Here is a 25,534-nt window from a genome sequence, read left to right on the forward strand (position 1 = left end):
CGATTGTCTCGCAGGGTCACGCACAACCGAGGAGTGTGCCGGGCCGATATGATCGACCCGACCAGATTGCCTTACGCAGTCAAACCTTCGGGTTCGGGCAGAGCGTTGGCGCGGCAGCACGCAGTCAAAGTGTTGGCCAACAGGCATGCAATGGTCATTGGACCTACACCACCCGGAACCGGAGTGATGGCGCCAGCACGCTGGGACGCGCTGGCATAGTCCACGTCACCGACCAGCTTGTTCTTTCCGTCGCGTTCGATGCGGTTGATGCCTACGTCGATCACGGTCGCGCCTTCCTTGATCCAGTCGCCCGGAACCATCTCGGGGCGGCCAACAGCGGCAACAACGATGTCGGCGCGGCGTACGACATCCGGCAGATCCTTGGTGCGCGAATGCGCGATGGTCACGGTGCAGCTGTCGCCCAGCAGCAGCTGCGCCATCGGTTTGCCCACAATGTTCGAGCGGCCGATCACAACGGCGTCCATGCCGGAAAGCGAACCGTGGTGGTCACGCAGCATCATCAGGCAGCCCAGCGGGGTGCAGGGCACCATCGATTTCTGACCGGTGCCCAGAAGGCCCACGTTCGAAATGTGGAAGCCATCCACATCCTTGGCCGGGTCGATCGAGTTGATCACCAGATCCTCGTTCAGGTGTTTGGGCAGCGGCAACTGAACCAGAATGCCATGCACGGCCGGGTCGTTGTTCAGCTTGTCGATCAGCGCCAGCAGGTCTTCTTCCGACGTCGCGGCGTCCAGTTTGTGCTCGTACGAGTTCATGCCGACTTCAACGGTCATTTTGCCCTTCGAGCGGACATAAACCTGGCTGGCTGGGTCTTCGCCCACAAGAACCACGGCCAGGCCGGGGGTGATGCCGTTTTCTTCTTTCAGCTTTGCGACCTGATCGGCAACTTGACCGCGCACTTTTGCGGCAAAGGCCTTACCGTCGATAACCTGAGCTACCATACTTCGATCCCTTCTTTCAAAAAACGGATCGGGCGCACAGAACGCCCGGTCAGTCAGTCGGTGCCAATCACGCGCTCTTCGCGTGCAATCGACCAGTCAATCAATATGCGCCACAGCTTCTCGGCCAGATCCGGGTCCATCCCCAGCGCGTCCGAGCTTGCACGCACGCGTTGCACCACCTCTTCGACGCGTTCCGGGATACGGGCCGGAAGGCCCTCGCCCGGTTTCAGCTGCGACGCGCGGTCGATATAGCTGGCGCGTGTCACCAGCATTTCGATCAGTTGGCGATCCAGCTTGTCGATCTCAGCCCGCAGCTCCTGCATCGTGTTACAGTTCTGAGGCGGTGTCAGAGTGGGCATCGTCATCTCCTCATGGCCCGGGAATGAATCCCCGGACCACGAGATGTCCTATTCGGCGGCTTAGAACAAGCCCTCGATCTCACCTGCGTCATTGAGGCAGATGGTTTCGGCAGCCGGTTTGCGGGGCAGACCAGGCATGGTCATGATCTCGCCGCAGACGACCACGATGAAGCCCGCGCCCGCGCTCAGGCGTACCTCGCGCACCGGAACCGAATGGCCCGTGGGTGCACCGCGCAGCGATGGGTCGGTCGAGAAGGAATACTGCGTCTTGGCCATGCAGACCGGCAGGTTGCCATATCCGGCTTCTTCCCATTCACGTAGCTGGTTGCGGATCTTGTTGTCAGCCAGAACCTCGTCAGCGCGGTAGATGCGCTTGGCGATGGTTTCGATCTTCTCGAACAGAGGCATATCGTCGGGGTAGATCGGTGCGAAGTTCGCGGTGCCACCTTCGACGATTTCGACGACTTTCTCGGCCAATGGGGCAGACCCTTCGGAACCCAGCTCCCAGTGACGCGATAGAACCGCCTCGACGCCGTGCTCGCCACAATAGTCTTTCACCGCCTGAACTTCGGCATCGGTATCGGTGACGAAGTGGTTGATCGCGACGACAACCGGTACACCGAAGGATTTCACGTTCTCGATGTGACGGCCAAGGTTGGCACAGCCTGATTTGACGGCCTCAACGTTTTCCGCACCCAGATCGGCCTTGGCAACGCCTCCGTTCATCTTCATTGCCCGCACGGTCGCAACCAGCACCACAGCCGACGGGGCAATGCCCGCCTTGCGGCACTTGATGTTCATGAACTTCTCGGCACCCAGATCCGCACCGAAACCGGCTTCGGTCACGACATAGTCGGCAACTTTCAGAGCGGTCTTGGTCGCGATGACCGAGTTACAGCCATGCGCGATGTTCGCAAACGGGCCGCCGTGGACGAAGGCCGGGTTGTTTTCCAGCGTCTGCACCAGGTTCGGCTGCATCGCGTCCTTCAGCAGAACGGTCATTGCGCCTTCGGCCTTGATGTCACGGCAGTAGACCGGCGTCTTGTCGCGGCGGTAAGCAACGATGATGTCGCCCAGACGCTTTTCAAGGTCTTTCAGGTCGTTTGCCAGGCAGAGGATCGCCATAACCTCGGACGCCACGGTGATGTCAAAACCAGCTTCGCGCGGGAAGCCGTTCGATACACCACCCAGTGAAGCTGTGATCTGACGCAGGGCACGGTCGTTCATATCGACCACACGGCGCCATGCGACACGGCGGGTGTCGATCTCTTGCTCGTTACCCCAGTAGATGTGGTTGTCGATCATTGCCGACAGCAGCGAGTGCGCCGAGGTGATGGCGTGGAAGTCACCGGTGAAGTGCAGGTTCATCTCTTCCATCGGAACGACCTGCGCATAACCGCCACCCGCGGCGCCGCCCTTCATACCGAAGTTCGGGCCAAGCGAGGCTTCGCGGATACAGATCATCGCGTTCTTGCCGATGCGGTTCAGGCCGTCACCCAGACCCACTGTGGTCGTGGTCTTGCCCTCACCTGCCGGGGTCGGGTTGATTGCAGTCACCAGGATCAGCTTGCCGTCTTCGCGGTCCTGAACCGAGTTGATGAAGTTCTGGCTGACCTTCGCCTTGTCATGGCCGTAAGGCAGCAGATCCGCAGAGTCGATGCCGATCTTGGCACCGATTTCCTGAATCGGCTTTTTGTTCGCTTCGCGGGCGATTTCGATGTCGGATTTGTAGCTCATTGGCCGGGGTCCTTGATTGAATACCGTGCAAAACCGACGCGGGCGTCGGCGCTGTGCATTCCATACCCTTGTGTACAATCCCGATAGCCATGGATTCCGACATTCTGGCGTCGCGAAGCGTCGTAAGTTCGTTTCAGGGGTTTCTAATCGGAAACAAGCCCGTTTTCACAAGCCCAAACAGGTTGATCCGGAACAAACAGTTTCAGCCGGTCCCCCAGTTGAATGCGCCCCGGGCGTTCGACCCATCCCGTGACGCCCCGACGCCCGGCCGCCGCAGGTTTGAAAGCTGCGCCATGCCCCGGTTGATCCGCTTCGATCTCGCGCCCCGGCAGAACACAAGGGGCGTTTTCCATGTCCACTGTTATCGTCGCCCCGTTCGTTGCCTGAAGACGCGAGGACGGGGGAATATGAGAGAAATCCGGGATTCCGCGCAGCACAATGGAAGCCCCAAGATAGGACGGGTCAAGCTGATCCAACCCCATGTCCTGCGCAATTTGCTGCAACTCCTCCTCGGACAAAACTGAAAGCTGACGCACGTTGCGAATTTCAGTGCCTTTCGGGTAAAGGTTCGAGACCCGGACACAGGACGCCCGATTGAGGCCTTCGTGGCGCTCACCCTTCACGCCGTCAAAACCCAGATCCAGCGCGTCAACAGCCTGGGCCCGCAAAGAGGTTCCCGCAGGGACATAGCCAAGCCAGACTGCTTCGGCGGCAAATTCGGTTTCACGCAAAAATGGCATAAGCCTTCCCTTTTCATCCTTTTTCTTGCGCGCATATTGCCCGGCAAAACACCGATGAAAAGAAAAAAGACCCGGACTATGCGCCGGGTCTTTTTTGACTATGCGGTGGGTTCAGGCTCCATCCCGCCATCGGGCGGAGATTTCTTGGCCTTTGTCTTGGGAATGGCCGTGACACTGGGCGCGCTGCCTTCATCCGGCTTGTCGCCTTCATCATCCTCGCTGGGTGATTCACCATTCATAACGCGCTTGATCTCATCACCCGTCAGGGTTTCGTATTCAAGCAGGCCCTGCGCCAGGCGTTCCCATGCTTCGTGCTGTTCGGTCAGAATCTGGTGCGCGCGCTCATAACCCTGCTGGATAAGGCGTTTCACCTCTTCTTCGATCAGCTCTTTCGTATGCGCCGACACCGAAAACCCTGCGGTGTTGCCCTGATAGCCTTCATGCGCCTCGGCATAGTCGATGTTGCCAACCTTGTCCGACATGCCCCAGCGCATCACCATGGCACGCGCCAGCTGACTGGCCTGCATGATATCTCCGGCCGGGCCGTTCGAAACGTGGTCTTCACCGTATTTGATAACCTCGGCGGCTTTGCCGGCCATGGTCATGGCCAGCTTTTGCTCACACTCATCACGGTGGTAGTTCAGGCGATCCATTTCAGGCAGCGAAACCACCATACCCAGCGCACCACCGCGCGGAATGATCGTGGCTTTGTAGACAGGATCGCACAACGGCAGGGTCAGGCCGACAACGGCATGGCCGGCCTCGTGATAGGCTGTCTTTTCCTTCTGGTCCTGGGTCAGCACCATCGAGCGGCGCTCGGCGCCCATCATCACCTTGTCCTTGGCGTTCTCAAAGTCTTCCATGGTGACAAAGCGGCGACCCACGCGGGCGGCCATCAAAGCAGCCTCGTTCACGAGGTTCGCCAGATCGGCACCCGAGAAGCCCGGCGTGCCGCGAGCAATGATGCGCAGATCGACATCGGGGCCCAAAGGAGTCTTGCGCGCGTGCACGCCCAGAATCTTCTCACGGCCTTTGATGTCGGGGTTGCCAACGGTCACATTACGGTCAAAGCGGCCTGGACGCAGCAGTGCGGGATCCAGAACATCCTTACGGTTGGTGGCCGCCAGAATGATCACGCCTTCATTGGCCTCAAAGCCGTCCATCTCAACCAGCAACTGGTTGAGGGTCTGTTCGCGTTCGTCATTACCACCGCCGTAGCCAGCGCCACGATGGCGACCCACCGCGTCGATCTCGTCGATAAAGACGATACAAGGCGCATTCTTCTTGGCCTGTTCAAACATGTCCCGGACACGGGATGCACCGACACCCACGAACATCTCGACAAAGTCGGACCCTGAAATAGTGAAGAACGGCACACCCGCCTCACCCGCGATGGCACGGGCCAGCAAGGTCTTACCGGTGCCCGGAGGTCCGACCAGCAGCGCGCCCTTGGGGATCTTTCCGCCAAGGCGGCTGAACTTCTGTGGATTGCGCAGGAATTCGACGATCTCTTCCAGTTCTTCCTTGGCCTCGTCGATGCCCGCGACGTCGTCAAATGTGACGCGGCCATGCTTTTCGGTCAGCATTTTGGCCTTGGACTTGCCAAAGCCCATCGCACCGCCTTTGCCGCCGCCCTGCATCCGGTTCATGAAATAGACCCAGACACCGATCAGCAACAGGAACGGCAACAGCGTGATCAGGAAAGACTGGAAGCCCGACTGCTGTTGCTTGACCGCTTGAACCGGGATGTTCTCATCGATCAAAAGCTTGGTGACCTCGGCATCGCCGGGTTTGATCGTGACGTAAGTTGCACCGCTCTCGGTCGTATAGCGGATCTGTTCACCATCCAGCGTCACGTTCTTGACTTCACCGCCTTGCACGGCGCCGACGAAATCGGAGTAAGTTCTTTCATTGCTCTGAAGCGTTCCGCCCGGTCCACTGAACAGATTGAACAGTGCAAGGATTAGCAGGAACAGAACGACCCAAAACGCGATATTGCGAGCGTTGCCCAAGGAAATTCTCCCAAAAGTTCCGGCAGGTGAGAAGCTGCCAAGTTACCTCTTAAAATAGAGAGGATTGTGGTATGTTCAATGCGATAAAAAAGATGCGTGGAACTCGGGCCATTCCGGCGTCGTGTCCGCGCGCCATCCATTCGCGAATCCCGCAAGCGGAGCGGCCAGCACCACGCCCCCCTTCCAGACCGCGGGCGTCGCACTCAAGGCCAGCTTGGGCCGGCCTGTTTCGCGCCATTCAGGCACCTGTCGCAGCCCGTCTTCACCCAGAGCGCGGATCTCGGCACCGGAAATTTCGGGACCGGTCAAGACCCATTTGCCATCCCAAACTTCGTCACGTGCTGAAATCCGAGCCTCCACGGCCTTGAATTCCCTGCAAATCCAAACACTCAACTCTTCCGGGACCAACAGGCAACCGCTGAGCGACCCTGCCCGCCCGTCGGTTATGGCCTTCATGGCCTGCTCGACCGCCGCCTGACGCGGGGGATATCCCTGCCCTGCGATCCAGGCAAGGCATCCAAGCAACACGCGGCGTCGGACTTCCTTGGGCAATGCGGCAAAACCGGCCCTGTTCACCTTCACGTCGCATTGTTCGATTTGGGCGACATTCCGTGCGGATTCCTGCGCAAAAACGCCCAGGGCTGCATTGGCCTGCGCCAGATTGTCGGCCACTCGCGACAGTGAAAGCGCATCAATTCCCAGTGGTTTGAGGCCGGACATGGCCTCTCGTGCCTTGATCCGGTCGAAACGAGGGTCCTGATTCGACGGGTCTTCGACCCATGTTGCGCCGATACCGGTCAGGTAGGCTCTCAGATCCTTGCGTGTGATCCCCAGCAATGGCCGCAGCAATGTCACCCCTTCCCATTGCCGACTTGCCGACATGCCGGACAGTCCCGTGACACCTGATGAACGACCCAATCGCATCAGCAACGTTTCCGCCTGATCATCTGCCGTGTGCCCCAACGCGATGGCGTCGATTCCGCGCTGTTGCGCCCAACCGGCAAGCAGGCTGTAACGCGCCTTGCGGGCCTCGTCCTGAACATTGCCCGATCCGTCCCAATCCGCCCAATGCAAAATGTCATGCGGCAGCCCCAAAGCAGCGGCCTGGCGCGACACTGTCACGGCCTCCTGCGCTGCGTCGGGGCGCAAGCCGTGATCGACCGTGGCCACAAAAAGGGCGATCTCTTCGTTTTGGGCGACTTGATGCAAAAGATGCATCAACGCCACGGAATCCCCACCGCCCGAGACCGCCACGCCCAGTTTAGGCGGAAGCCTTTCGGGAAGCCGGGCGCGAAGCTCTGCAAGCAGGTTTTCGCTGTGACGATTCAAGAACACCCCAGCGCAGACATCTCTTGCGTCGCATCCGCAAATGCCGGTGCGGATGGAAAGCGCACGCCAACTTCGTTGAGCGTGATGCAGGCCTGATCGGTCTGCCCCAGACGCCCCAGCGCCGCGCCCAACTCGAACAGCGCCTCGGGGGCAAATGCGCCTTCGGAATCTCCGGTAAAGCTTGCCAAAAACGCCCGTGCCGCTTCGCGTGTGTCGCCAAGGCCTTCGAGCGCATGACCCCGTTTCAGATTCGCTTCGGGCGCCAGGGGGCTGCCAGGATAGTTCGCATCAAACTGCGCAAACAAATCAGCCGCAGTCTGGTAATTCCCATCGGCCAGTGCTTGCGATGCCGCGTCGAAATCCGCCCGCTCGCCCACGGCCAGTTCACCCTGATCGGTTTGGGATGGCGTGGCAGGCGTGATGACGGCCGTACCTACATCTGTGCCCTCTCCGCCCAGTGTGCTGGTCGGTTCGCCTGAAATCTCGCAGTTTGCCTCAAGCTCGCACAGGCGGAACTCCAGATCTCCGATGCGATTGGTGCCGTCTGAGACGATGTTTTGCACACGCTGGTTAAGCTGCTCGGTCTGACTGGTCAGGCGTTGCAGTTCCGCTTCAATGGCGTCAACCCGATCGAGAACCGAACTGCCGGACAAGTTTGGCGCGGGCGATCCTGTGGTGGAAAACTCGCGCTTCAGACGCTGAATTTCCACATGCAGCACCGTCAGCTCCTGACGTATGTCGGCCAGGGTTTGCTGATCCTGTGCCTGTGCAACACCGGCTGTCGCCATGACCGCCGCCAATACCCATCCTGCCATACGCATTGTCTTACCCCAGTGTTGATCCGGTCAGCACAGTCACTGCGCGGCGGTTCTTGGAATAGCATTCCTCAACGCTGCAAATCTCAATTGGGCGCTCCTTGCCGTAGCTGACGGTTTTGAGACGGTTGCCAGCAACACCGCGCGAAATCAGATACTCACGAGCGGCATTTGCGCGACGCGCACCCAGCGCAAGGTTGTATTCGCGGGTGCCCTGCTCGTCCGCGTGACCTTCGATCGTGGCAACAAAATCCGGATTGGCCAGAAGCCAGTCCGCTTGCCCTTGCAACACGGTCTGCGCCTGTGGTGTCAGGGTGGACTGGTCCACGGCGAACAGAACACGATCCCCGACGGTCTGCTGGAAATACGCAGGCGAACGCGGGTCACTGGGCGAGCCCGGTACGATTGCGCCTGTGCCACCAGCACCGCTGCCGCCCAAGGCGGATGGGTCATTGTTCGTACAGGCGGCGATCACACTCAGCGCGCCCAACGCCAGGACTTTGCTCAATACATTCATTTCAAGTGCCTCGTGTTTTGATTGTTGCCGCCTGTCTACCACAGGGACGATTCGTTGTGAACTTTGCTACGATCAATTCTGTAGTGGGCCCCATGATGGATCACTGCCGCCATCCGGTGTACGCACCGGGCGCAGGTTGCGGCCCGAGATATCCACCGAATACAGCGAGGCCCGGCCGCTGGCGCCCTGCGTTTCACGGGTGAACATGATGACGCGGCCATTGGGCGACCAGGTTGGGCCTTCATCCAGAAACGAGGCGGTCAACAAGCGTTCCTCTGATCCGTCCGTGCGCATCACCCCGATGTGGAAGCGGCCCTGATTTTGCTTGGTAAAGGCAATCAGATCGCCGCGCGGCGACCATACCGGCGTGCCATAACGACCCGCGCCAAAGCTGATCCGCGTGGCCTCGCCGCCATTCGCGGGCATCACGTAAAGCTGCGGCGTGCCCGAACGGTCGCTTTCAAACACGATCCGGCTGCCATCCGGCGAATAGCTAGGGGCGGTTTCAATCGCTGGCGTGTTGGTCAGACGCGTGCTTTGCCCCGACGCCAGATCCATTTTCCACAGGTCCGTGTTTCCCCCCTGAATCAAGGAATACACGATCGACCGGCCATCCGGCGAAAAGCGGGGCGAGAAGCTCATGGTTCCGTCCTGCGTCTTCAGTTCCTGTCGTTTGACGCGGCCCACATCCAGAACATAGATGCGCGGGCTGCCGCTTTCATAGCTGGTGTACAGCAACCGATCGCCAGTAGGCGAAAAGCGCGGCGCCAGAACGATTGCGGCACTGTCGGTCATGTACTGCACGTTCGCCCCATCATAATCCATGATAGCCAGACGTTTCAGGCGTTGGTTTTTCGGTCCACTTTCCGAAACAAAGGCCACGCGGCTGTCAAAATAACCGCCCTCGCCTGTAATCCGGCTGTACACCTGATCTGCCACTTTGTGGGCCATGCGCCGCCAGCCCTCGGTGGTGCCTGCCAATTGCAACCCATTGCCCAACTCCTGACCCGAAAACACATCCCAGACCCGGAACCGAACCGTGAGGTTCTTGCCCGAAACATTGACCGCCCCCGTAATCAGCGCGTCGGCATTGATCGCTTTCCAATCGGCAAACTGAACTGGTGCTTCGAAGCTGCTGACCCGACTGATGAAGGCATCCGAAGAGATCTCGCGGAACAACCCGGTTCCTGTCAGATCAGCCGCCACCACGCGCGAGATGTCCTGCGCATATTGCGCCGCTGACGGACCATCGGGAACAAAGTTCGGCACCGCAAAGGGCAATGGTTCGATAATGCCCTGGTCCAACTCCAGTCGCAGGGGACCGTTCTGTGCAAGAACCGGCGCAGACATCAGCGTCAGGCCGACAAAGAGGCTGGTCAGAAGTTTCATCATTTGATCCGCATCCTCTCGGGATTGAATGTAATCTCAACATCCTGCCAATGAGCGTATTTGTCAGCAGGCAAATCATATCCTCTGGCCCCGCAGCGCAAAATCGCGCGCCGGGCGGCCTGATAAGCCTGATTGGCCGCACCAGCAGACCCACCAGAACTGTCCAGCATCCGAATGCTGCCATCCACAACCGTACCATCACGGTTTAGCGAAAAAGCCACAACGACCACAGTACTCAGTGCATCCGTAGACAAAGAGCCCACATTCCAGCACTTGGACACGGCCAATCGCATCGCGTCCTTCTCGCCGCTGGTCAGCGGTGGGCCGGATGGCTGGGTTCCACTGCCCAAGGCTTCGGCCAAAGCGTCATTGATCGCGGCCTCGTCGGCTTGCGCGTCAGGTTCGGGCGCCGCCTCGGGCGTCTCTGCCACAACGGGTTCGGGCGGTGGGCTTGGGCGGTTCGGACGCACCCGCGGTCGCGGTGACGTAAGCGGAGACTGCTCTTTGGTTTCCTCTGCCTCGGTCACGATCTCGGGGGCCGCTTCTTCCGGCGCGGTCTGATCCTGTTGTTCTTGCTGAACCTCGGCGCCCTCGTCCGGAGACACCGGCGGCGTTTCGAAATCATCCGGTTTTGCCTCGGGCGGTGGTGGCGCTATGGCCTCGGGGGCAACACGATCGGATGGGCGCGGCTGCGCCTCGGGCCCCGGAGGCACCGGCTGTGCGACAGGTTCGACCTCGGGCTCTGTCAGTACCGGCAGCTCATCCGGCACGTCCGGTTCCGGCGGTGCTTCGACGATAACGGGGGCAGGCTCGGGTTCGGGTTCGGCAGGCACGACGGGTTCAGGGCGGGGTTGTTCCTCGACCACAGGTTCTGGCGGCGTGCTATCAGCCTGTGGTTCGGGCGGTTGTTGCAATGCCGTCGGCACCTCCGGGATATCAGGCGCATCCCGCTGGGCCGTCATGGCCGCGAATTGTTCAGCGGTTATCACGGACACATCCTGTACGGCCATCGGCAAAGGCTCGGACCGGAAGGTACCGCCGAAAAGCGCCGCTCCGATCAGGCTGACATGCGCAATCGCCGAAATCTTGGTGCCGGTATCCACCGTGCGCCCTCACTCTCCACCTTCGTCCAGCGTCGGCCCGCCCGTATCGGTCACAAGCCCAACGTTGGAAAACCCGCCCGCGTTCAGCGCGCCCATGACCTGCATGACCTGCGCGTAAGGAATCGCGCCATCGGCGCGCAGGAAAACCCGGTCACTGCTCCGCTCTGCGGCGATGGCCCGCAGCTTGCCGATCAGTTCCTCGCGCAACACGTCAGTTGTCTGAATCTGCACACGTCCATCTGCCGTCAGGGTTACGGTCAAAGGTTCTTCATTGTCACCGGGCAAAGCACTGGCGGCGGTCTTGGGCAGATCTACCGGAACACCGACGGTCAGCAATGGCGCGGCCACCATGAAGATAATCAGCAAAACCAGCATGACATCCACAAACGGTGTCACGTTGATCTCGGCCATGGGCTGCGCACGACCGCGACGCCGACCGCGTCTGCGCCCGTTTCCACCCGAGGATTGCTGAACCGCCGCGCCCATTGTCAGCTATCCAACTGGCGCGACAGGATGGTCGCGAACTCGTCAGCAAAGGCTTCGTAGCCGCCCACGATGCGGTCACAGTCAGCACTGAGCTTGTTGTAGAAAATAACCGCCGGGATCGCGGCCAGAAGGCCGAGCCCCGTTGCCAATAGTGCCTCGGCAATACCCGGGGCCACGACCGCCAGATTGGTATTCTGCTGTTCGGCGATCTCGATAAACGCATTCATGATGCCCCAGACGGTACCAAACAGGCCGATGAACGGCGCGGTCGATCCAACCGTGGCCAGAATGGGCAGACCTTTCTGCAAGGTCTCTGCCTCTTTCGCTATGGCCACATCCATGGACCGATCTATCCGCGCGGTCGCTCCGGCAATCAATCCACCATCATTTCGGTGCGACCTGCGCCATTCGATCATTCCGGCCGCAAAAATCTTTTCAGAACTGCCATCCGGCTGGGTTCCGATCTGCTCGAACAGCTCGTCCAAAGGGTTGCCGGACCAGAAGCTCTCGTCAAATGCCTGCGCCTCGCGACGGGCCGCGCGGTAATTTATCAGCTTCTGGATGATGATGCCCCAGGACCAGATGGATGCACCGATCAGCATCAACATCACCAATTTGACGATAAAGGTCGCGCGGGCATACAGCCCCCACATGGAGAAATCGATCTCCTGCGCCAGCGCCAGCGTTTCAGCTTCCATGAACCTGCTCTTTGTTTTTGCCTGACGGCCGTTTGTTTGGCCTTGTTTTGCCAAACGCTAACGCAGTTGGGGTTGAAATGCCAATAGAACCACCCCTGACCCTCAAATTGTTACATCAATGCGCGAATCTCTGCCGGAAGCCGGATCGGCCTGCCATCCTTGTTGATACACACGGCAGTGACCGAGGCGCGAAAAATCTCGGTCTCGCCACGCCGGACCAGCTGCGCCATGGTCAGCCGCACACCCGAGATTTCCGTGACTTCGGTTTCGACGATCAGTTCGTCATCGAACCTGGCGGGCGAAAGGTAATCGGCCTCGACCCGCCGCACGACCCAAACAATGCCTTCTTCCCGCATCGCGTTCTGGTCATTGCCCAGATTGCGCACCCAATCCGAACGCGCACGTTCGATATACCGCAGATAGTTCGCGTGATAGACGACGCCGCCCATGTCAGTGTCTTCATAATATACACGAACCGGGTAGGAATGTTTCATTGCGGTGGCTCCAACCGGGCAAACAACCTGAGCGCATGAGACGCATCCTGCGCCGAACCGGGCAAAACCGGATCGTAAGCAGCCCGAATCAACGCAGCAATATCGGGGCGCAGGATCGTCGTTTCGCCCGCCACGGCCAGCGGAGATTGCGTCCGAAACGCAGTATCGGACCAAAGCAGGATGGTCTGCACCACCTGGCTCAGCGCCAGCGTTTCCGCCGGTATCTTGGACAACTGCTTGTCCATGCGCAGAAAAACAAAAGCCGCGCGGATCGCACCGTCTTCTTCGAACCGGAAGATGCGGTATTGGTTTGCATCCGCTCTAACCAAGCGCCCGACCAACGGTGCCAGATCCGGGATCAGACGATCAAGATCCGGCACGTCCAGCAGCTCTTTCCAATCCCGGAAGAAGAAGACCATGCAGTTGACACCAAGTTCGGGGTCGGTTTCGGCCATTTTGTGACCGGCCAAGGTGACAACCGCCTCGAAGGCGCCCTTCACAGTGGACAGCGTTTCATCTTCAACGCCAAACACAATCGGCACGATGGGTCGCCCCCAACGGGCAAACAGAAACTCACCGCTTTCGCGCGTGAACAGCGCCTCAATCTCTTCCGGTGTCACGGTCAAGCCTTCATCTTTTCGAAAATACTCTCGCCGAAGGCATAAATTTTCCAAGCGCAAGCTTCAACCGAACAGATCGCTCTGCCGCTTGGGTGCAGCCATGCCCAGATGCGTCCAGGCCTTTTGCGCCAACATCCGCCCACGCGGTGTCCGCTGGATCAACCCCTGTTGCAACAGAAAGGGCTCGATCACTTCTTCCAGCGAGTCCCGGCTTTCAGACAGCGCGGCTGACATCGTTTCGATCCCGACAGGACCACCACCGTAATTTTCGGCGATCAGTTTCAGATATCGGCGGTCCGCACCATCCAGCCCCAAATGGTCCACACCCAGCCGCGTCAAGGCTCCGTCAGCCAGTTCGCGGGTGATCCGCCCATCTCCTTCGACAATGGCGAAGTCCACCACCCGGCGCAGCAGACGTCCGGCGATGCGCGGTGTACCGCGCGACCTGCGCGCAATCTCACGCGCGCCCTCATCATCTGCCGGAGCGCCGAGTTTCCGCGCGTTTCGGGTGACGATCTCATGCAGTTCATCCACGGTGTAGAACTGCAACCGGGTCGGAATACCAAACCGGTCGCGCAAAGGTGTGGTCAGCAAACCCATGCGCGTCGTGGCCCCGACAAGCGTGAAGGGTTGCAACTCGATCCGAACCGTTCGCGCAGCGGGCCCCTCGCCGATCACCAGATCAAGCTCGAAATCCTCCATCGCGGGGTAAAGCACCTCTTCCACCGCCGGGTTCAGGCGGTGGATTTCGTCGATGAACAGGACATCACGCGCTTCGAGATTGGTCAGGATCGCAGCCAGATCGCCCGCTTTCGCCAGAACCGGCCCGGACGTCATGCGAAAATTCACCCCCAGTTCACGCGCCATGATCTGCGCCAGCGTCGTCTTGCCCAACCCCGGAGGGCCATGGAACAACGTGTGATCCATCGCCTCGCCCCGCTGGCGGGCGGATTGGATGAAGATGCGCAGATTGGCGCGCGCCTCGGCCTGACCGATGAACTCATCCAAGCCCTGCGGGCGCAATGCGCGGTCGTTGTCCTCGGGCAATGGGTCCGGGCGCACAGTGGGATCAGCGTCTACCATTCATTCAGCCTTTCGGAGCCAGCAATTGCAGGGCGGCACGGATCAAACCCGCTTCGTCTGCATCCGGGTTGTTGGCGGCGGCCTCGGCAACCGCGGCTGCTGCATCCGACGGCCCATAACCCAGATTGGACAAGGCAGACAGCGCACCCGCTGATGCCGCAGCGGCCCCAGAGGCTGGTTTTGGCGTCCGCTTCGGAGCAGGCGCTGCCTCGACAGGCTCTACAACTTCGATCGAAGGGCCATCCATCGCATCAATCACCGTGCCACCCATGGCCATCACGCCCGGCGCCTTGTCCTTGAGGTCCAGAACGATCCGCTGCGCTGTTTTCGGCCCCACACCTTTCGCCGCCTTGACCGCCGCCCAATCTCCCAGTGCGATTGCGCGGCTGACACCGTCCGGCCCCAGCGCGCTGAGGATCGCCAGAGAGACTTTCGCTCCGACCCCCTGAACCGAGCACAAAAGGCGATGCCATTCCTTCTCGACCAGCGAAAGAAAGCCATAAAGCTGCATCAGGTCTTCGCGCACGACCATGTCCGTATAGATCGAAACCGCCTCGCCCACGCCCGGCAGTGCCGCCATGGTCCGGTCAGAGCAATAGACGATGTATCCCACCCCCCGGACATCGATCAGCACGTGATCTGCGGCGCGATAGTCCAGCCTTCCGGTGAGTTTTCCGATCATGCCCGCACCTCTTTCACACGCACCTGTTGGGTCTTGCCGTAATAGGCATGGCAAATCGCAATCGCCAGAGCATCGGCTGCATCCGCCCCTTTGGGCTGACATCCGGGCAATTGCAGTTTGACCATGTGCAGCACCTGCTCTTTTTCCGCGTGCCCCACACCCACGACCGTTTTCTTGACCCGGTTCGGGGCGTATTCCCCAACCGGCAAACCAGCCTGAGCCAGTGTCAGCAACGCAACCCCACGCGCCTGACCCAGTTTGAGCGTACCGGCACCGTCCTTGTTCACAAAGGTCTGTTCGATGGCTGCTTGGTCCGGTTGGTGATCGGCGATGACTTCGACAATCTGGTTGTGGAGAGACAACAACCGCTCACCCAGATCATCCCCATCCGACTTGCACAAACCGTTGGCCACGTGGCTCAGGCGGCTGCCATTTGATTCGATGACGCCCCACCCCAGGGTCCTAAGCCCCGGATCAATGCCCAGAATTCGCATGTTTTGCCTCGGCCTGCTCGGGTTCTGTGATCTTTTTTCAACGCCTAGCACGAAGCGTGAACATTTTCCAAGCGAATTGACCCAAGGCCTGAAAACGACACCCCTGTCCCAAGGGCGACTCAACGTGCCATTTGCGACTTCAAAAAGTCTGAATTCGACACTTTTGTGAACGCGTTTTCACCAATTATTTAAGGGGATTACAGCCTTTTGCAGCATTGCAGGAAACGCATAGGACACATGCAAAAACTGAACTTGTGCGGGCGATTTGGCGGCACTAGATGCCGGGCAGATCGCAAGACTGCAAAGTGAACACCAACCAGAAGGAAACAGGATATGGCTGCACTGGACACCACCCGCTTCGCCTCCACTGGCTCGTTCGGCCTCGTTGGCCGTATCGGCGCATTTTTCGTATCGGCCTTGAACGCAGCTGTCGAATGGAATGACGCCCGCGTTACCCGCAACGCGCTGACCGGTCTGAGCGATCGTGAACTGGAAGATATCGGCCTGTGCCGCGGCGACATTGACGCCATCGCCCAAGGTCTCCGGTAATACCGACCACCACTCGCATTCGCCCCTTCCTCCTCCCTTGAGGGGCAAACAAAAACACCGCGCGCCCCGGGCGCGCGGTGTTTTTTTTGGAAACTGAGTCAAATTGAGATTCAGTATAAAACCTTGTTGAGTTGCACGGCAATCGCCTGCGACACCGGGTCGATCTGCATCACCCAGGCACCTGCTTTTTCGACCGATGTGCCCTCATTCAAACTGTCGATCCGATATTGGTATCCGGTCGGGCCAAGGCTGGACAAAAGAAACGCCTTGAACGCCACAACACTCAGAAGCGTAAGCAACAGCACCCTGGCCGGTACTGCCGAGCTTACCCGCTGCGGCTTCATGACGACCAGGCCATCCTTGCGCATCGTCGCGCGATAGCCACGGCTCATCTTTTGATGTTTTTTGTTCAGGCGATTAACGCGCTGAGTGAACTCCAGTTGTTTACCCGTCATGGCAGCCTCCAAAAACCGCCCCCCTCGACTTCAGTCAGAAAACGGTAAATAGAGAATACGACAAAAACGTGGCAAAATTCCACAAAACTCCTGCAAATGGCCTAGTTTGCGCCCTGTTTCATTAAGATTAGGGTCGTCCACTCACCAATCTCGCCTCTATGAGCGAGATTGAATTCATTTTGAGAATAAACCGACACCACGTCATCGGCCTGTTCGTTAAGGATCCCCGACAGGATTGCATAGCCTCCGGGACGCAGATTCGCCGCGATTTCCGGCGAGAGGGCGACCAGAGGACCTTTCAGAATATTGGCAAAGATCAGGTCGTAGGGTGCGTGCGCCCTGAGATCGGGGTGATCGAAACCCGCGGCTTCCACGCACCGTACGGCACCGGACATCCCGTTCGCCTTGAGATTGGCTTCGGCCACGTCAACGGCCACTTCATCAATGTCACTGGCAATGATGTCACCGTCCCAAACCCGGGCTGCGGCCATGGCCAGAACGGCGGTGCCGCAGCCGATATCTGCCACTTTCGTCGCGGTGAACCCTTCGTCCAGCAATCTGTCAAAGGCCTTGAGGCAACCCAACGTCGTACCATGGTGGCCGGTGCCAAAGGCCATTGCGGCCTCGATCAGCAATGGAATGCGACCTTCGGGCAGCTTGTCGGCATCATGGCTTCCATAGACAAAGAAACGCCCCGCCTCGACGGGTGCAAGCTCGCGTCGCACATGCGCAACCCAGTCGGTTTCCGGCAGCTCTGAAACAACAAACGGTTTGGCGTCGAACGCCGCTGCCAGAACCGCCAGCGCGGTCTCGTCAGGGGCTTCGGTGAAATATCCGCCGACCTCCCACAGGCCGGATCCGTCTTCGACTTCGAACACACCAACGCCGGTTGGCTCTGGCTCCAGACGTTCCATCGCCTCGCCCAGACCTTCGGCGGCCTTCTTACCTGTCAGCGTCGTCAGTGCGGTGAATGTAGGCATTGGGGCCTCCTGTCTCGATTGACACCGCGCCTAGGACGCCGCGCCGTCAAGGTCAAGCGCCGAGACCTATTCCGCAGGGGCCGGAGCGTATTTGGTCAGGATGGTCTCGTTGCCAGGCTCGGGGTGACGCGGGATCAACAGGGACAACAGCAGCGAAACGATCGCCATCGCCGCGGCCAGGCCAAACACAGCGCCCGGCGACACGACCCAAAGCAGGCCAAGCAAAGCGGGCAAAAACACCGCCGCAATATGATTGATCGTAAAGGCCACCGCAGCGGTCGGCGCGATGTCAGCAGGGTCAGCGATTTTCTGGAAATAGGTTTTCAATGCCAAAGCCAGCGCAAACAGCACGTGGTCGATCACATAAAGGATTGCCGCAAGCAGAACGCCCCAACCGAACCAATAGATGCCGCCATAGGCTGCGAACACGATGGCCAGGCCGGTATATTCAAATATCAGCGTGCGCCGCTCACCGAACTTTGCCACCGCCTTTCCCAGCAATGGGGCGGCCAACATGTTGATCATCAGATTGATCAGATAAAGGCTGGTGAGCTCATGCACTTCAAAGCCGAATTTCTCGACCATCATGAACCCGGCAAAAACGACAAATATCTGCCGCCGCGCGCCTGCCATGAACTGCAATGCATAATACAGCCAATACCGGCGACGCAGGATCAGCTTCTTGGTCTGCGGCGTGGGCGCATCGAATTGCGGATAGGCGAACAGACAGAACAGTGCCAACGCAGCCGTAACTCCACCCGACGCCATGAATACAAAGTTGTAGGACAGATCAAAGCGATCCCAGGTCAGTACGATCAGCCCATACACCACCATGGTCGCCGCCGATCCCATCGCAACCAGCCATCCCAGCACCTGCGGAGCACGATCCTTGGGCAGCCACTGCAATTGAAGCGACTGGTTTACGGTCTCGTAGTAATGGAACCCGATCGAACTGAACAAGGTCACAAACAGCAACCCGCCCAGGCTGGGGAACCACGCGGTCACCGCCGTTGCGACACCAAGCATCATCAGCGAGATCATCGCCAGCACCTGCTCGCGAATGAAAATGATGACGGCAATCACCCCAACCGCCAGAAACCCCGGAATCTCGCGCACCGTGTGCAGCAGACCGATATCCGCGCCATCAAAGTTCGCCACCTCAATAACAAAGTTGTTCAGCAACGCGCTCCATGCGTTGAACGCAATGGGCATGGTCAGCGCCATCATGAACAACAGCGTGATGGGGCGGCGCCAGAACGGCAGGCTCTGCGCCTCTGTAAGGGGCATGGGTTTCAGCATGAGACCCCTCTACGCCCATTTCGCTGCTTTGGCGAGAGGGAAGCGGTCTGCGCACAATCACCCTGCACAGATGCAGAGGTCAGTAAAAATTCTGTGGGTCGATATCGACGGTCAGGCGGATATCGCCCTTCAGGCGCAACGGGGCGATCCAGCGGGCAATGGCATCCTGAATCGGCGCCCCTTTCGGGGCTTTCACCAACAAGCGCACTCTGTGGCGACCGCGTATACGTGCAATAGGTGCCGGCGCCGGGCCAAAGACCTGAGCACCGATCGCGCGCAGGGGCGAATCGTTGCGGGCCATTGCATTGCCGATATCGAAGACCGGCCCGACCTCGGGGCCCGACAACACGATCCCGGCCATGCGACCATAGGGCGGCACGCCTGCCGCCTGCCGACCCGCTGCCTCGGCTTTCCAGAACCCTTCCTCATCACCCGACAGGATGGCCCGGATCACCGGGTGTTCCGGTTGAAATGTCTGCAAAAGCGCCTGCCCTGGCTTGTCCGCCCGTCCCGCGCGCCCAGCCACTTGCCGCATCAATTGAAACGTACGCTCAGCCGCGCGCAGATCCGCGCCGTGCAGAGACAGGTCAGCGTCAATCACACCGACCAATGTGAGCTTGGGAAAGTTGTGCCCCTTCGCCACCAACTGCGTACCGATGATAATGTCGGCATCCCCGGCGGCGATCTCTTCTATCTTGGCTTTCAATGCCCGGGCTGAACCAAAAAGATCAGAACTCAGCATTGCGATTTTCGCCTCGGGGAAGGTCGCCTCGGCTTCTTCCCCCAGCCGTTCGATCCCCGGCCCGACCGGGGCCAGCTTGCCTTCCACGCCGCAGGAGGGGCAATCTTCGGGCATCGGCTTGGTTTCGCCGCATTGGTGGCACATCAATCGCTTGAGAAACCGATGCTCGACCATGCGTGCGTCGCACTGATCACAGGCGATCTGCTCGCCACAGGCCCGGCACAAGGTCACCGGCGCATAGCCACGGCGGTTGATGAACAACAGCGATTGTTCACCTTTTTCGATCCGCTGCTGCACCGCTTGCCGCAAAGACGGAGAAACCCACGTTCCGGGCTGCATCTGCTCGGCCCGCATGTCGATGGGCTTCATCTCGGGCAATACCGCCGCCCCAAAACGCGAGGTCAGGTCAAGCCTTTCGTACTTGCCCGCCTCGGCATTGGCCCAACTTTCAAGCGAAGGTGTCGCACTGGCCAGGATCACCCGCGCGCCACAGATCGCCGAGCGCAGAACCGCCATGTCGCGTGCGCTGTAGTGCACGCCGTCTTCCTGTTTGTAGGACGTGTCGTGTTCTTCATCGACGACCACAAGCCCCAGATCGCGGAATGGCAGAAACAGCGCCGACCGGGCGCCAACGACCAGTTGCGCATTGCCTTGCCCGACCATCCGCCAGACCCGCCGCCGTTCCGTCATGGTTGCGCCGGAATGCCATTCCGCCGGGCGCGCACCGAACCGCGCCTCGACCCGAGTCAGAAATTCTGCGGTCAGGGCGATCTCGGGCAGCAGGACCAAGGCCTGCCGCCCCATGCGCAGCGCCTCGGCCACGGCCTCCAAATAGACCTCGGTCTTACCGGAACCGGTAACGCCTTTCAGCAGCGTGGTGCCGTAATCACCGGTCCGCTGCCCGGCCTGAAGCCGTTCGACCGCCGCTGCCTGATCCGCTGTCAGGTCTTTCCCGGGAAGGTCCGGATCAAGATGAGGATAAGGCAGGTCGCGCGGGCTGTCCTCTTCGCGCACGGCGCCTTGTTTGACCAACCCTTTGACAACAGATGACGTTACACCCGCCTGCTCGGCGAGCTCTTTCAAGGTAAAAGCCAGCCCGCCGTAGTCGCGCAATACCCCCAGAACCCGGGTCCGCGCATCGGTCAATCGGTCTGGTTGGCCTTCACCCAACCGATAGACCTTGCGCATCGATGGCGGATCACCCAAGCCCGGTGCCCGCGTCGCCAGACGCAGCATCGCAGGCATTGGTGTCAGAGTGTAATCGGCGACCTTTTCCAGAAACACCCGCATCTCTTCACGCATCGGTGCAACGTCAAGAACCCGGATTACCGAGCGCGCCTTGCTCAGGTCAAAGCCGCCCTGCCCCGGCCCCCAAACCACCCCAAGCACCTTGCGTGGTCCCAAAGGAACCTCAACAAACGCGCCCAGAACGCACCCGCCTTCGGGCGCTTTGTAATCCAGCGTCCGGTCAAGCGGCTGCGTTGTAAGCACCGCAACCAGCTCTCCTTGGTCGAAAAATCCGTTAGCGCTCACGGCATATCCTTCGCAGGGGGTTCCAGCAGGGGTCTCTTTGAGGTAAAGCCATCCGCGACCAAGGCCAACCCATCAAAGGACTGCCCTCATGAAATTCTTCGTAGACACCGCCGAGATCGACGCCATTGCCGAACTGAACGATCTGGGCATGGTGGACGGCGTAACCACCAACCCTTCGCTGATCCTGAAGTCAGGTCGCGACATTCTGGAAGTGACCAAAGAGATATGTGATCTGGTCGATGGCCCGGTATCGGCCGAGGTTGTCGCCACCGAAGCTGACGACATGATCGCCGAAGGCCGCAAACTGGCCAAGATCGCACCGAACATCGCGGTCAAAGTTCCGCTGACATGGGCCGGCTTGAAAACCTGCAAGACGCTCAGCGACGAAGGCCAGATGGTCAATGTGACGCTCTGCTTCTCGACCAATCAGGCGATTCTGGCTGCGAAAGCGGGCGCGACATTCATCTCGCCTTTCATCGGTCGGCTTGACGATATCAACCTCGACGGCATGGACCTGATCGCAGACATCCGTCAGGTCTATGACAACTACGGGTTCGAGACCGAAATCCTTGCTGCATCGATCCGTACCGTCAACCACGTGACCGACAGCGCCCGCATCGGAGCCGACGTGATCACCGCACCGCCTGCCGTAATCAAGAAGCTGGCCGACCATCCGCTGACCGACAAAGGTCTGGAAACCTTTCTGGCCGACTGGGCCAAAACCGGTCAGAAAATCCTCTGATCTGGCTTGCAACCGCGCGGCGCCATCAGGCGCCGCGCCCGGCCCAACGGCCAAATACCTGATCTGTGATCGGGCATGGCGGGCGGGAGCCCCTTGCCACAACATGCAAGGAAATCCACCCTTGCGTGCATTTTTTCCAAGGCAAATCCGGTCCGGCATGTTATAAGCCGAGACAACAAAAAAAGACCGGACGGGACATGAGCAGCACCTCCAAACTCGAGGATAACCTCCGCGCGGCAATTCTGGCCGAGCCGGATGTCGTACTGGACGACAAAGACCTGATGCAGGCGCTTGTCGCTGCCAACGAGCAAGCGCGCGGCGACAACGTGATAGACCTGCGCGGCATTGCAATGCAACGGCTCGAGGCGCGGCTGGATCGGCTGGAAGACACCCACCGTTCCGTCATCGCTGCGGCCTATGAAAACCTCGCGGGCACCAATCAGGTCCACCGCGCCATTCTGCGATTGCTGGAACCTGTCGAGTTCGAAGATTTCCTGCGCGCGCTGGGCGCCGATGTGGCGGACATCCTGCGCGTCGACAGCGTTACGCTGGTTCTGGAAACAACCGTGGTTCAGAACGATCCCGCAATCGACACGTTGGGCGGGGTCCTGACGATCGCGGAACCCGGTTTCATCGACCGGTACCTGACCATTGATCGCGGCGGTCCTGCGAGGGATGTGATCTTGCGGGAAATCCACCAGCCAAACCGACGTATTTTCGGGTCACAGGCCGATCAGCTTCGTTCCGAGGCCTGCCTGAAGCTGGACCTCGGGGCCGGTCGCCTTCCGGGCATGATCGTCATGGCCGCCCGCGACCCGCGGCATTTCACCCCGCAGCTGGGCACCGATCTTCTGGCCTTTTTTGCCGGCGTGTTCGAACGCTCGATGCGCCACTGGTTGTCGTGAGCCTGATCTCGCCCGCCTGCCGCGACGCGCTTCAGCATTGGCTGGACAGCCTGAGCGCGCTTGCTGGACGATCCGAGAATACGCTAAATGCCTATCGTGGCGATGTCGTCGAGTTTCTGTCGTTCATAACCCTGCATCACGCCGAACGGCATGGCCTGAAGGCGCTGGAACGGATCACAGTGTCGGATATGCGCGCCTGGATGGCGGATCAGCGCGGCGCGGACGTCAACGCGCGGTCTTTGGCGCGCAAACTGTCGGCGGTCAAAAGCTTCTACCGTTGGCTGGCAGAGCGTGAGGGGTTCGAGCCCACCGCCGTTCTGTCCACCCGCGCGCCGAAATTTACCAAGAAACTGCCCCGTCCGCTGGCCGAAGATGCAGCCCGCGCTATGATCGATACAGTGGAACTGCAATCCACATCCGACTGGGTCGCGGCGCGCGACGTCGCGGTTGTCACGCTGCTGTACGGATGCGGCCTGCGCATATCCGAGGCGCTGTCCCTGACCGGAGCGGACGTGCCTTTGCCCACCACGCTGCGCATCGTCGGGAAAGGCGACAAAGAGAGGGTCGTACCGGTTCTTCCTGCCGCCCGCGAAGCGGTCGACGGATACCTGAAGCTGTGTCCCCATCCACAAGCACAGGACAAAGCCCTGTTTCGAGGCGTCCGTGGCGGGCCATTGAACCCGCGTGCAATCCAAGGGGTCATGGCCAAGGCACGTATGCAATTGGGGCTGCCCTCAACCGCAACACCCCACGCGATGCGGCACAGCTTTGCCACCCACCTGCTGTCAGCCGGAGGCGACCTGCGTGCCATTCAAGAGCTTCTAGGCCACGCCTCTTTGTCGACGACGCAGGCCTATACGGCAGTGGACACTGCGCGGTTGATGGAGGTCTACAACAGCGCGCATCCCAAAGCCTGAAGTGCACATGACTCGAAAACCCGGGCTTTTGGTTTGCATCTCGGACGCGCATCAGTCATGACGCTCGCATGACACTCAGATTCAAAGCTCTTTCCGTTCATCTCTTTACTGCAACAGGCGCTGTTTTTGCCATGTTGGCCATGCTGGCCGCGGTCGAAGATAAATGGAGCCTTATGTATCTTTGGCTTGTCGTGTCTTTCATTGTAGACGGTATCGATGGCCCGCTGGCGCGACATTATCACGTCAAGCACAACGCGCCCGAGTTCGACGGCGTTCTGCTGGATCTGATCATAGATTACTTGACCTATGTGTTCATTCCGGCTTTTGCCCTGTTCAAATCGGGGCTGATGGACGGCTGGACCGGATGGTTCGCGATCATCGTCATCACATTTGCCAGCGCGATGTATTTCGCGGATACACGCATGAAGACCAAGGACAATTCCTTTTCCGGTTTTCCCGGGTGCTGGAACATGTTCGTGATCGTGATCTTCGCACTGGAACCGAATTTCTGGATCATCCTGCTGCTGGTCACCCTGCTGTCGCTGGCCATGTTTCTGCCGCTGAAATTCGTTCATCCCGTGCGCACCGAGCGCTGGCGCAGCCTGACTTTGCCGATGGCGCTGGCATGGACGTTCTTCGCGGGTTGGGCCGCATGGGTCGATTTTCACCCCGAAAGCTGGGCCCATTGGGGGCTGGTCATCACCAGCCTGTACCTGACCTTCGCAGGCATCGCCCAACAGGTTGTTCCGCAGCGCCGCGCCTGACGTAGCGCTGCCCGTCCCGTTTTACAGAACGTCCTGCACCTCGAATTCGGTGCCGTTATGGGTAAAGACGTCGCCCTTTTGCAGACCTGCCATCGCCAGATATATCGGGCTTTGGGTTGAAATGCCCATATAGGTCTTGCCATCCACTTCAAACCGCGTTGTCGAGACACACACGACAAATCTGCGGTTGTTGAACTTGATCACAGCTCCTGGCCTGACCGTGTCGGCAAGGCTGAAATCGGTATTTTCGATGACATCAATCTTGGCATGATGCGCATGAACCGGGGCATCGAAGGCAGCCGCCAGATCGGCGTTTTCCCGTGATGCGGCAATGTCATCCTTGTCGTGACCTTCCCTGTCATCCAACTGGGCATCTTTCAAAAACGCATCGTAATGCGCCTGCGCCGTTGCAAGCTCTTGCGCTTCAAGCGACATCAACCGGTCGATAATGGCCTTCTTGCGGGCTGCACGGTCTTGTTCAGTGGTCATGCAATGCGGTCCTTCAAATTCAGCAATGGTTACAAGTTGTGTCTGCAAAAAGCGGATTGCAACCGAATTTCGACGCTCAGATCAAAAGACCTGCCGCCCGCTCATGCCGCAACAGGGCAACTTTCGTCTCAACACCACCGTCGCCCGAAAAACCGCCCAGGCCATTAGCAGCCAGTACCCGGTGACAGGGAATGATCACGGGAATGGGGTTTGCTCCGCAGGCCTGGCCAACCGGCTGGGCGGGTTGCCCCAGTTCTTTGGCGATATCGCCATAGGTGCGCGTTTCTCCAAGCGGGATGGCATACATCAGGTCACAGACCCGCTTTTGAAACTCTGAACCGTCAATGTGATACGGCAGATCGAAACGGTCAAGCCGCCCTTGATCATAGGCCCTCAACTGGGCGGCGGCTTCGCGCAGCAGCGCAGTCGGCTCACCCTCGTCCCTGCCGTTCCAGACAAGCCGTGTAAGGGCCCCGTCTGTTTCTTCAACACCAAGTCGTCCGAACTGAGTTTCAACGGAAATCATCGCCATGGACCGACGGTTTCAGATCAAAGCGCCAAGCACAAGCGCGGGAATGTGCAAGACCACGCAAAACGTCATTTTTGGGCATTGGCGCCATTCGTGATACGCTCCTGCCG

General features: G+C 59.5%; 28 protein-coding genes. 5 read left to right on the top strand and 23 right to left on the bottom strand.

What is annotated here, in order from left to right; translation table 11 throughout:
- Positions 1-71: 71 nt before the first annotated feature.
- The 17 genes from folD to ruvC all read right to left on the bottom strand — a co-directional run bounded on the left by folD (position 72) and on the right by ruvC (position 15,520).
- On the bottom strand, positions 72-962 hold the full coding sequence (gene folD, locus I9185_RS15765; RefSeq protein ID WP_171636839.1) for a bifunctional methylenetetrahydrofolate dehydrogenase/methenyltetrahydrofolate cyclohydrolase FolD: 891 nt from the start codon (positions 960-962) through the stop codon (positions 72-74).
- 53 nt (positions 963-1,015) lie between these two features.
- On the bottom strand, positions 1,016-1,321 hold the full coding sequence (locus I9185_RS15770) for a chorismate mutase (RefSeq protein ID WP_171636837.1): 306 nt from the start codon (positions 1,319-1,321) through the stop codon (positions 1,016-1,018).
- Positions 1,322-1,381: 60 nt separating this feature from the next.
- Positions 1,382-3,058 (bottom strand): formate--tetrahydrofolate ligase, encoded by a 1,677-nt coding sequence (locus tag I9185_RS15775; protein ID WP_171170859.1) that lies wholly within the window; start codon positions 3,056-3,058, stop codon positions 1,382-1,384.
- Between the two features lie 143 nt (positions 3,059-3,201).
- Entirely contained in the window at positions 3,202-3,798 is a 597-nt protein-coding gene (locus I9185_RS15780; RefSeq protein ID WP_210093528.1) for an MOSC domain-containing protein, read from the bottom strand.
- Positions 3,799-3,896: 98 nt separating this feature from the next.
- Entirely contained in the window at positions 3,897-5,810 is a 1,914-nt protein-coding gene (ftsH, locus tag I9185_RS15785) for an ATP-dependent zinc metalloprotease FtsH (RefSeq protein ID WP_171636833.1), read from the bottom strand.
- Between the two features lie 75 nt (positions 5,811-5,885).
- Positions 5,886-7,139, bottom strand: coding sequence for a tRNA lysidine(34) synthetase TilS (tilS, locus tag I9185_RS15790; RefSeq protein ID WP_210093529.1), 1,254 nt, complete (start codon positions 7,137-7,139; stop codon positions 5,886-5,888).
- Complete coding sequence (gene ybgF / locus I9185_RS15795; RefSeq protein ID WP_171636830.1) at positions 7,136-7,960, bottom strand: tol-pal system protein YbgF; 825 nt, start codon at positions 7,958-7,960, stop codon at positions 7,136-7,138. Before ybgF ends, tilS begins: the two co-directional genes overlap by 4 nt.
- Before the next feature lie 4 nt (positions 7,961-7,964).
- Complete coding sequence (gene pal, locus I9185_RS15800) at positions 7,965-8,471, bottom strand: peptidoglycan-associated lipoprotein Pal (RefSeq protein ID WP_152457229.1); 507 nt, start codon at positions 8,469-8,471, stop codon at positions 7,965-7,967.
- A 72-nt stretch (positions 8,472-8,543) separates the two neighbouring features.
- Complete coding sequence (tolB, locus tag I9185_RS15805; RefSeq protein WP_210093530.1) at positions 8,544-9,863, bottom strand: Tol-Pal system beta propeller repeat protein TolB; 1,320 nt, start codon at positions 9,861-9,863, stop codon at positions 8,544-8,546.
- Positions 9,860-10,963: an energy transducer TonB gene (locus tag I9185_RS15810; protein ID WP_210093531.1), complete on the bottom strand. Its 1,104-nt coding sequence runs from the start codon at positions 10,961-10,963 to the stop codon at positions 9,860-9,862. The genes tolB and I9185_RS15810 overlap by 4 nt, the downstream gene beginning before the upstream one ends.
- Positions 10,964-10,972: 9 nt before the next feature.
- A complete protein-coding gene (gene tolR, locus I9185_RS15815) occupies positions 10,973-11,449 on the bottom strand; it encodes a protein TolR (protein WP_152457226.1) in 477 nt (158 codons plus the stop codon).
- 2 nt (positions 11,450-11,451) lie between these two features.
- Positions 11,452-12,147, bottom strand: coding sequence for a protein TolQ (gene tolQ / locus I9185_RS15820; protein ID WP_152457225.1), 696 nt, complete (start codon positions 12,145-12,147; stop codon positions 11,452-11,454).
- 110 nt (positions 12,148-12,257) lie between these two features.
- Entirely contained in the window at positions 12,258-12,641 is a 384-nt protein-coding gene (gene ybgC / locus I9185_RS15825) for a tol-pal system-associated acyl-CoA thioesterase (protein WP_171636827.1), read from the bottom strand.
- The gene (locus I9185_RS15830; protein WP_210093586.1) at positions 12,638-13,261 is read right to left on the bottom strand and encodes a hypothetical protein; all 624 of its coding nucleotides are present in this window, start codon (positions 13,259-13,261) and stop codon (positions 12,638-12,640) included. The genes ybgC and I9185_RS15830 overlap by 4 nt, the downstream gene beginning before the upstream one ends.
- Before the next feature lie 63 nt (positions 13,262-13,324).
- On the bottom strand, positions 13,325-14,344 hold the full coding sequence (ruvB, locus tag I9185_RS15835) for a Holliday junction branch migration DNA helicase RuvB (RefSeq protein ID WP_171229583.1): 1,020 nt from the start codon (positions 14,342-14,344) through the stop codon (positions 13,325-13,327).
- 4 nt (positions 14,345-14,348) lie between these two features.
- Positions 14,349-15,026: a Holliday junction branch migration protein RuvA gene (gene ruvA, locus I9185_RS15840; RefSeq protein WP_171229582.1), complete on the bottom strand. Its 678-nt coding sequence runs from the start codon at positions 15,024-15,026 to the stop codon at positions 14,349-14,351.
- Entirely contained in the window at positions 15,023-15,520 is a 498-nt protein-coding gene (ruvC, locus tag I9185_RS15845) for a crossover junction endodeoxyribonuclease RuvC (RefSeq protein WP_152457220.1), read from the bottom strand. The genes ruvA and ruvC overlap by 4 nt, the downstream gene beginning before the upstream one ends.
- Positions 15,521-15,853: 333 nt before the next feature.
- On the opposite strand from ruvC, the gene I9185_RS15850 reads away from it, so the two are divergent.
- The gene (locus I9185_RS15850) at positions 15,854-16,069 is read left to right on the top strand and encodes a DUF1127 domain-containing protein (RefSeq protein WP_210093532.1); all 216 of its coding nucleotides are present in this window, start codon (positions 15,854-15,856) and stop codon (positions 16,067-16,069) included.
- A 110-nt stretch (positions 16,070-16,179) separates the two neighbouring features.
- On the opposite strand, the gene I9185_RS15855 is transcribed toward I9185_RS15850, so the two are convergent.
- The 4 genes from I9185_RS15855 to I9185_RS15870 form a co-directional block, all read right to left on the bottom strand.
- Positions 16,180-16,536, bottom strand: coding sequence for a hypothetical protein (locus I9185_RS15855; protein ID WP_245218135.1), 357 nt, complete (start codon positions 16,534-16,536; stop codon positions 16,180-16,182).
- Positions 16,537-16,625: 89 nt separating this feature from the next.
- A complete protein-coding gene (locus I9185_RS15860; RefSeq protein ID WP_170344964.1) occupies positions 16,626-17,504 on the bottom strand; it encodes a 50S ribosomal protein L11 methyltransferase in 879 nt (292 codons plus the stop codon).
- Between the two features lie 66 nt (positions 17,505-17,570).
- Positions 17,571-18,803, bottom strand: coding sequence for an MFS transporter (locus I9185_RS15865; RefSeq protein ID WP_171724443.1), 1,233 nt, complete (start codon positions 18,801-18,803; stop codon positions 17,571-17,573).
- 79 nt (positions 18,804-18,882) lie between these two features.
- A complete protein-coding gene (locus I9185_RS15870) occupies positions 18,883-21,078 on the bottom strand; it encodes a primosomal protein N' (RefSeq protein ID WP_210093533.1) in 2,196 nt (731 codons plus the stop codon).
- Positions 21,079-21,166: 88 nt separating this feature from the next.
- Here I9185_RS15870 and fsa point away from each other — a divergent pair, with 88 nt between their 5' ends.
- The 4 genes from fsa to I9185_RS15890 all read left to right on the top strand — a co-directional run bounded on the left by fsa (position 21,167) and on the right by I9185_RS15890 (position 24,406).
- Positions 21,167-21,820, top strand: coding sequence for a fructose-6-phosphate aldolase (fsa, locus tag I9185_RS15875; RefSeq protein WP_152457215.1), 654 nt, complete (start codon positions 21,167-21,169; stop codon positions 21,818-21,820).
- A 197-nt stretch (positions 21,821-22,017) separates the two neighbouring features.
- On the top strand, positions 22,018-22,725 hold the full coding sequence (locus tag I9185_RS15880) for a DUF484 family protein (RefSeq protein WP_210093534.1): 708 nt from the start codon (positions 22,018-22,020) through the stop codon (positions 22,723-22,725).
- Positions 22,722-23,642 (top strand): tyrosine recombinase XerC, encoded by a 921-nt coding sequence (locus I9185_RS15885; RefSeq protein ID WP_210093535.1) that lies wholly within the window; start codon positions 22,722-22,724, stop codon positions 23,640-23,642. The genes I9185_RS15880 and I9185_RS15885 overlap by 4 nt, the downstream gene beginning before the upstream one ends.
- Positions 23,643-23,710: 68 nt before the next feature.
- Positions 23,711-24,406 (top strand): CDP-alcohol phosphatidyltransferase family protein, encoded by a 696-nt coding sequence (locus I9185_RS15890; RefSeq protein WP_210093536.1) that lies wholly within the window; start codon positions 23,711-23,713, stop codon positions 24,404-24,406.
- 21 nt (positions 24,407-24,427) lie between these two features.
- On the opposite strand, the gene I9185_RS15895 is transcribed toward I9185_RS15890, so the two are convergent.
- Together I9185_RS15895 and I9185_RS15900 are read right to left on the bottom strand one after the other, a co-directional pair.
- Positions 24,428-24,895, bottom strand: coding sequence for a hypothetical protein (locus I9185_RS15895; protein ID WP_152457211.1), 468 nt, complete (start codon positions 24,893-24,895; stop codon positions 24,428-24,430).
- A gap of 76 nt (positions 24,896-24,971) precedes the next feature.
- Positions 24,972-25,427 carry a methylated-DNA--[protein]-cysteine S-methyltransferase gene (locus tag I9185_RS15900; protein WP_171724445.1) on the bottom strand — a complete coding sequence of 152 codons (456 nt, stop codon included), beginning with the start codon at positions 25,425-25,427 and terminating at the stop codon, positions 24,972-24,974.
- Between the last annotated feature and the right edge of the window lie 107 nt (positions 25,428-25,534).

Source organism: Ruegeria sp. HKCCSP346 (genome assembly GCF_017872595.1).
GTDB lineage: Bacteria > Pseudomonadota > Alphaproteobacteria > Rhodobacterales > Rhodobacteraceae > Ruegeria.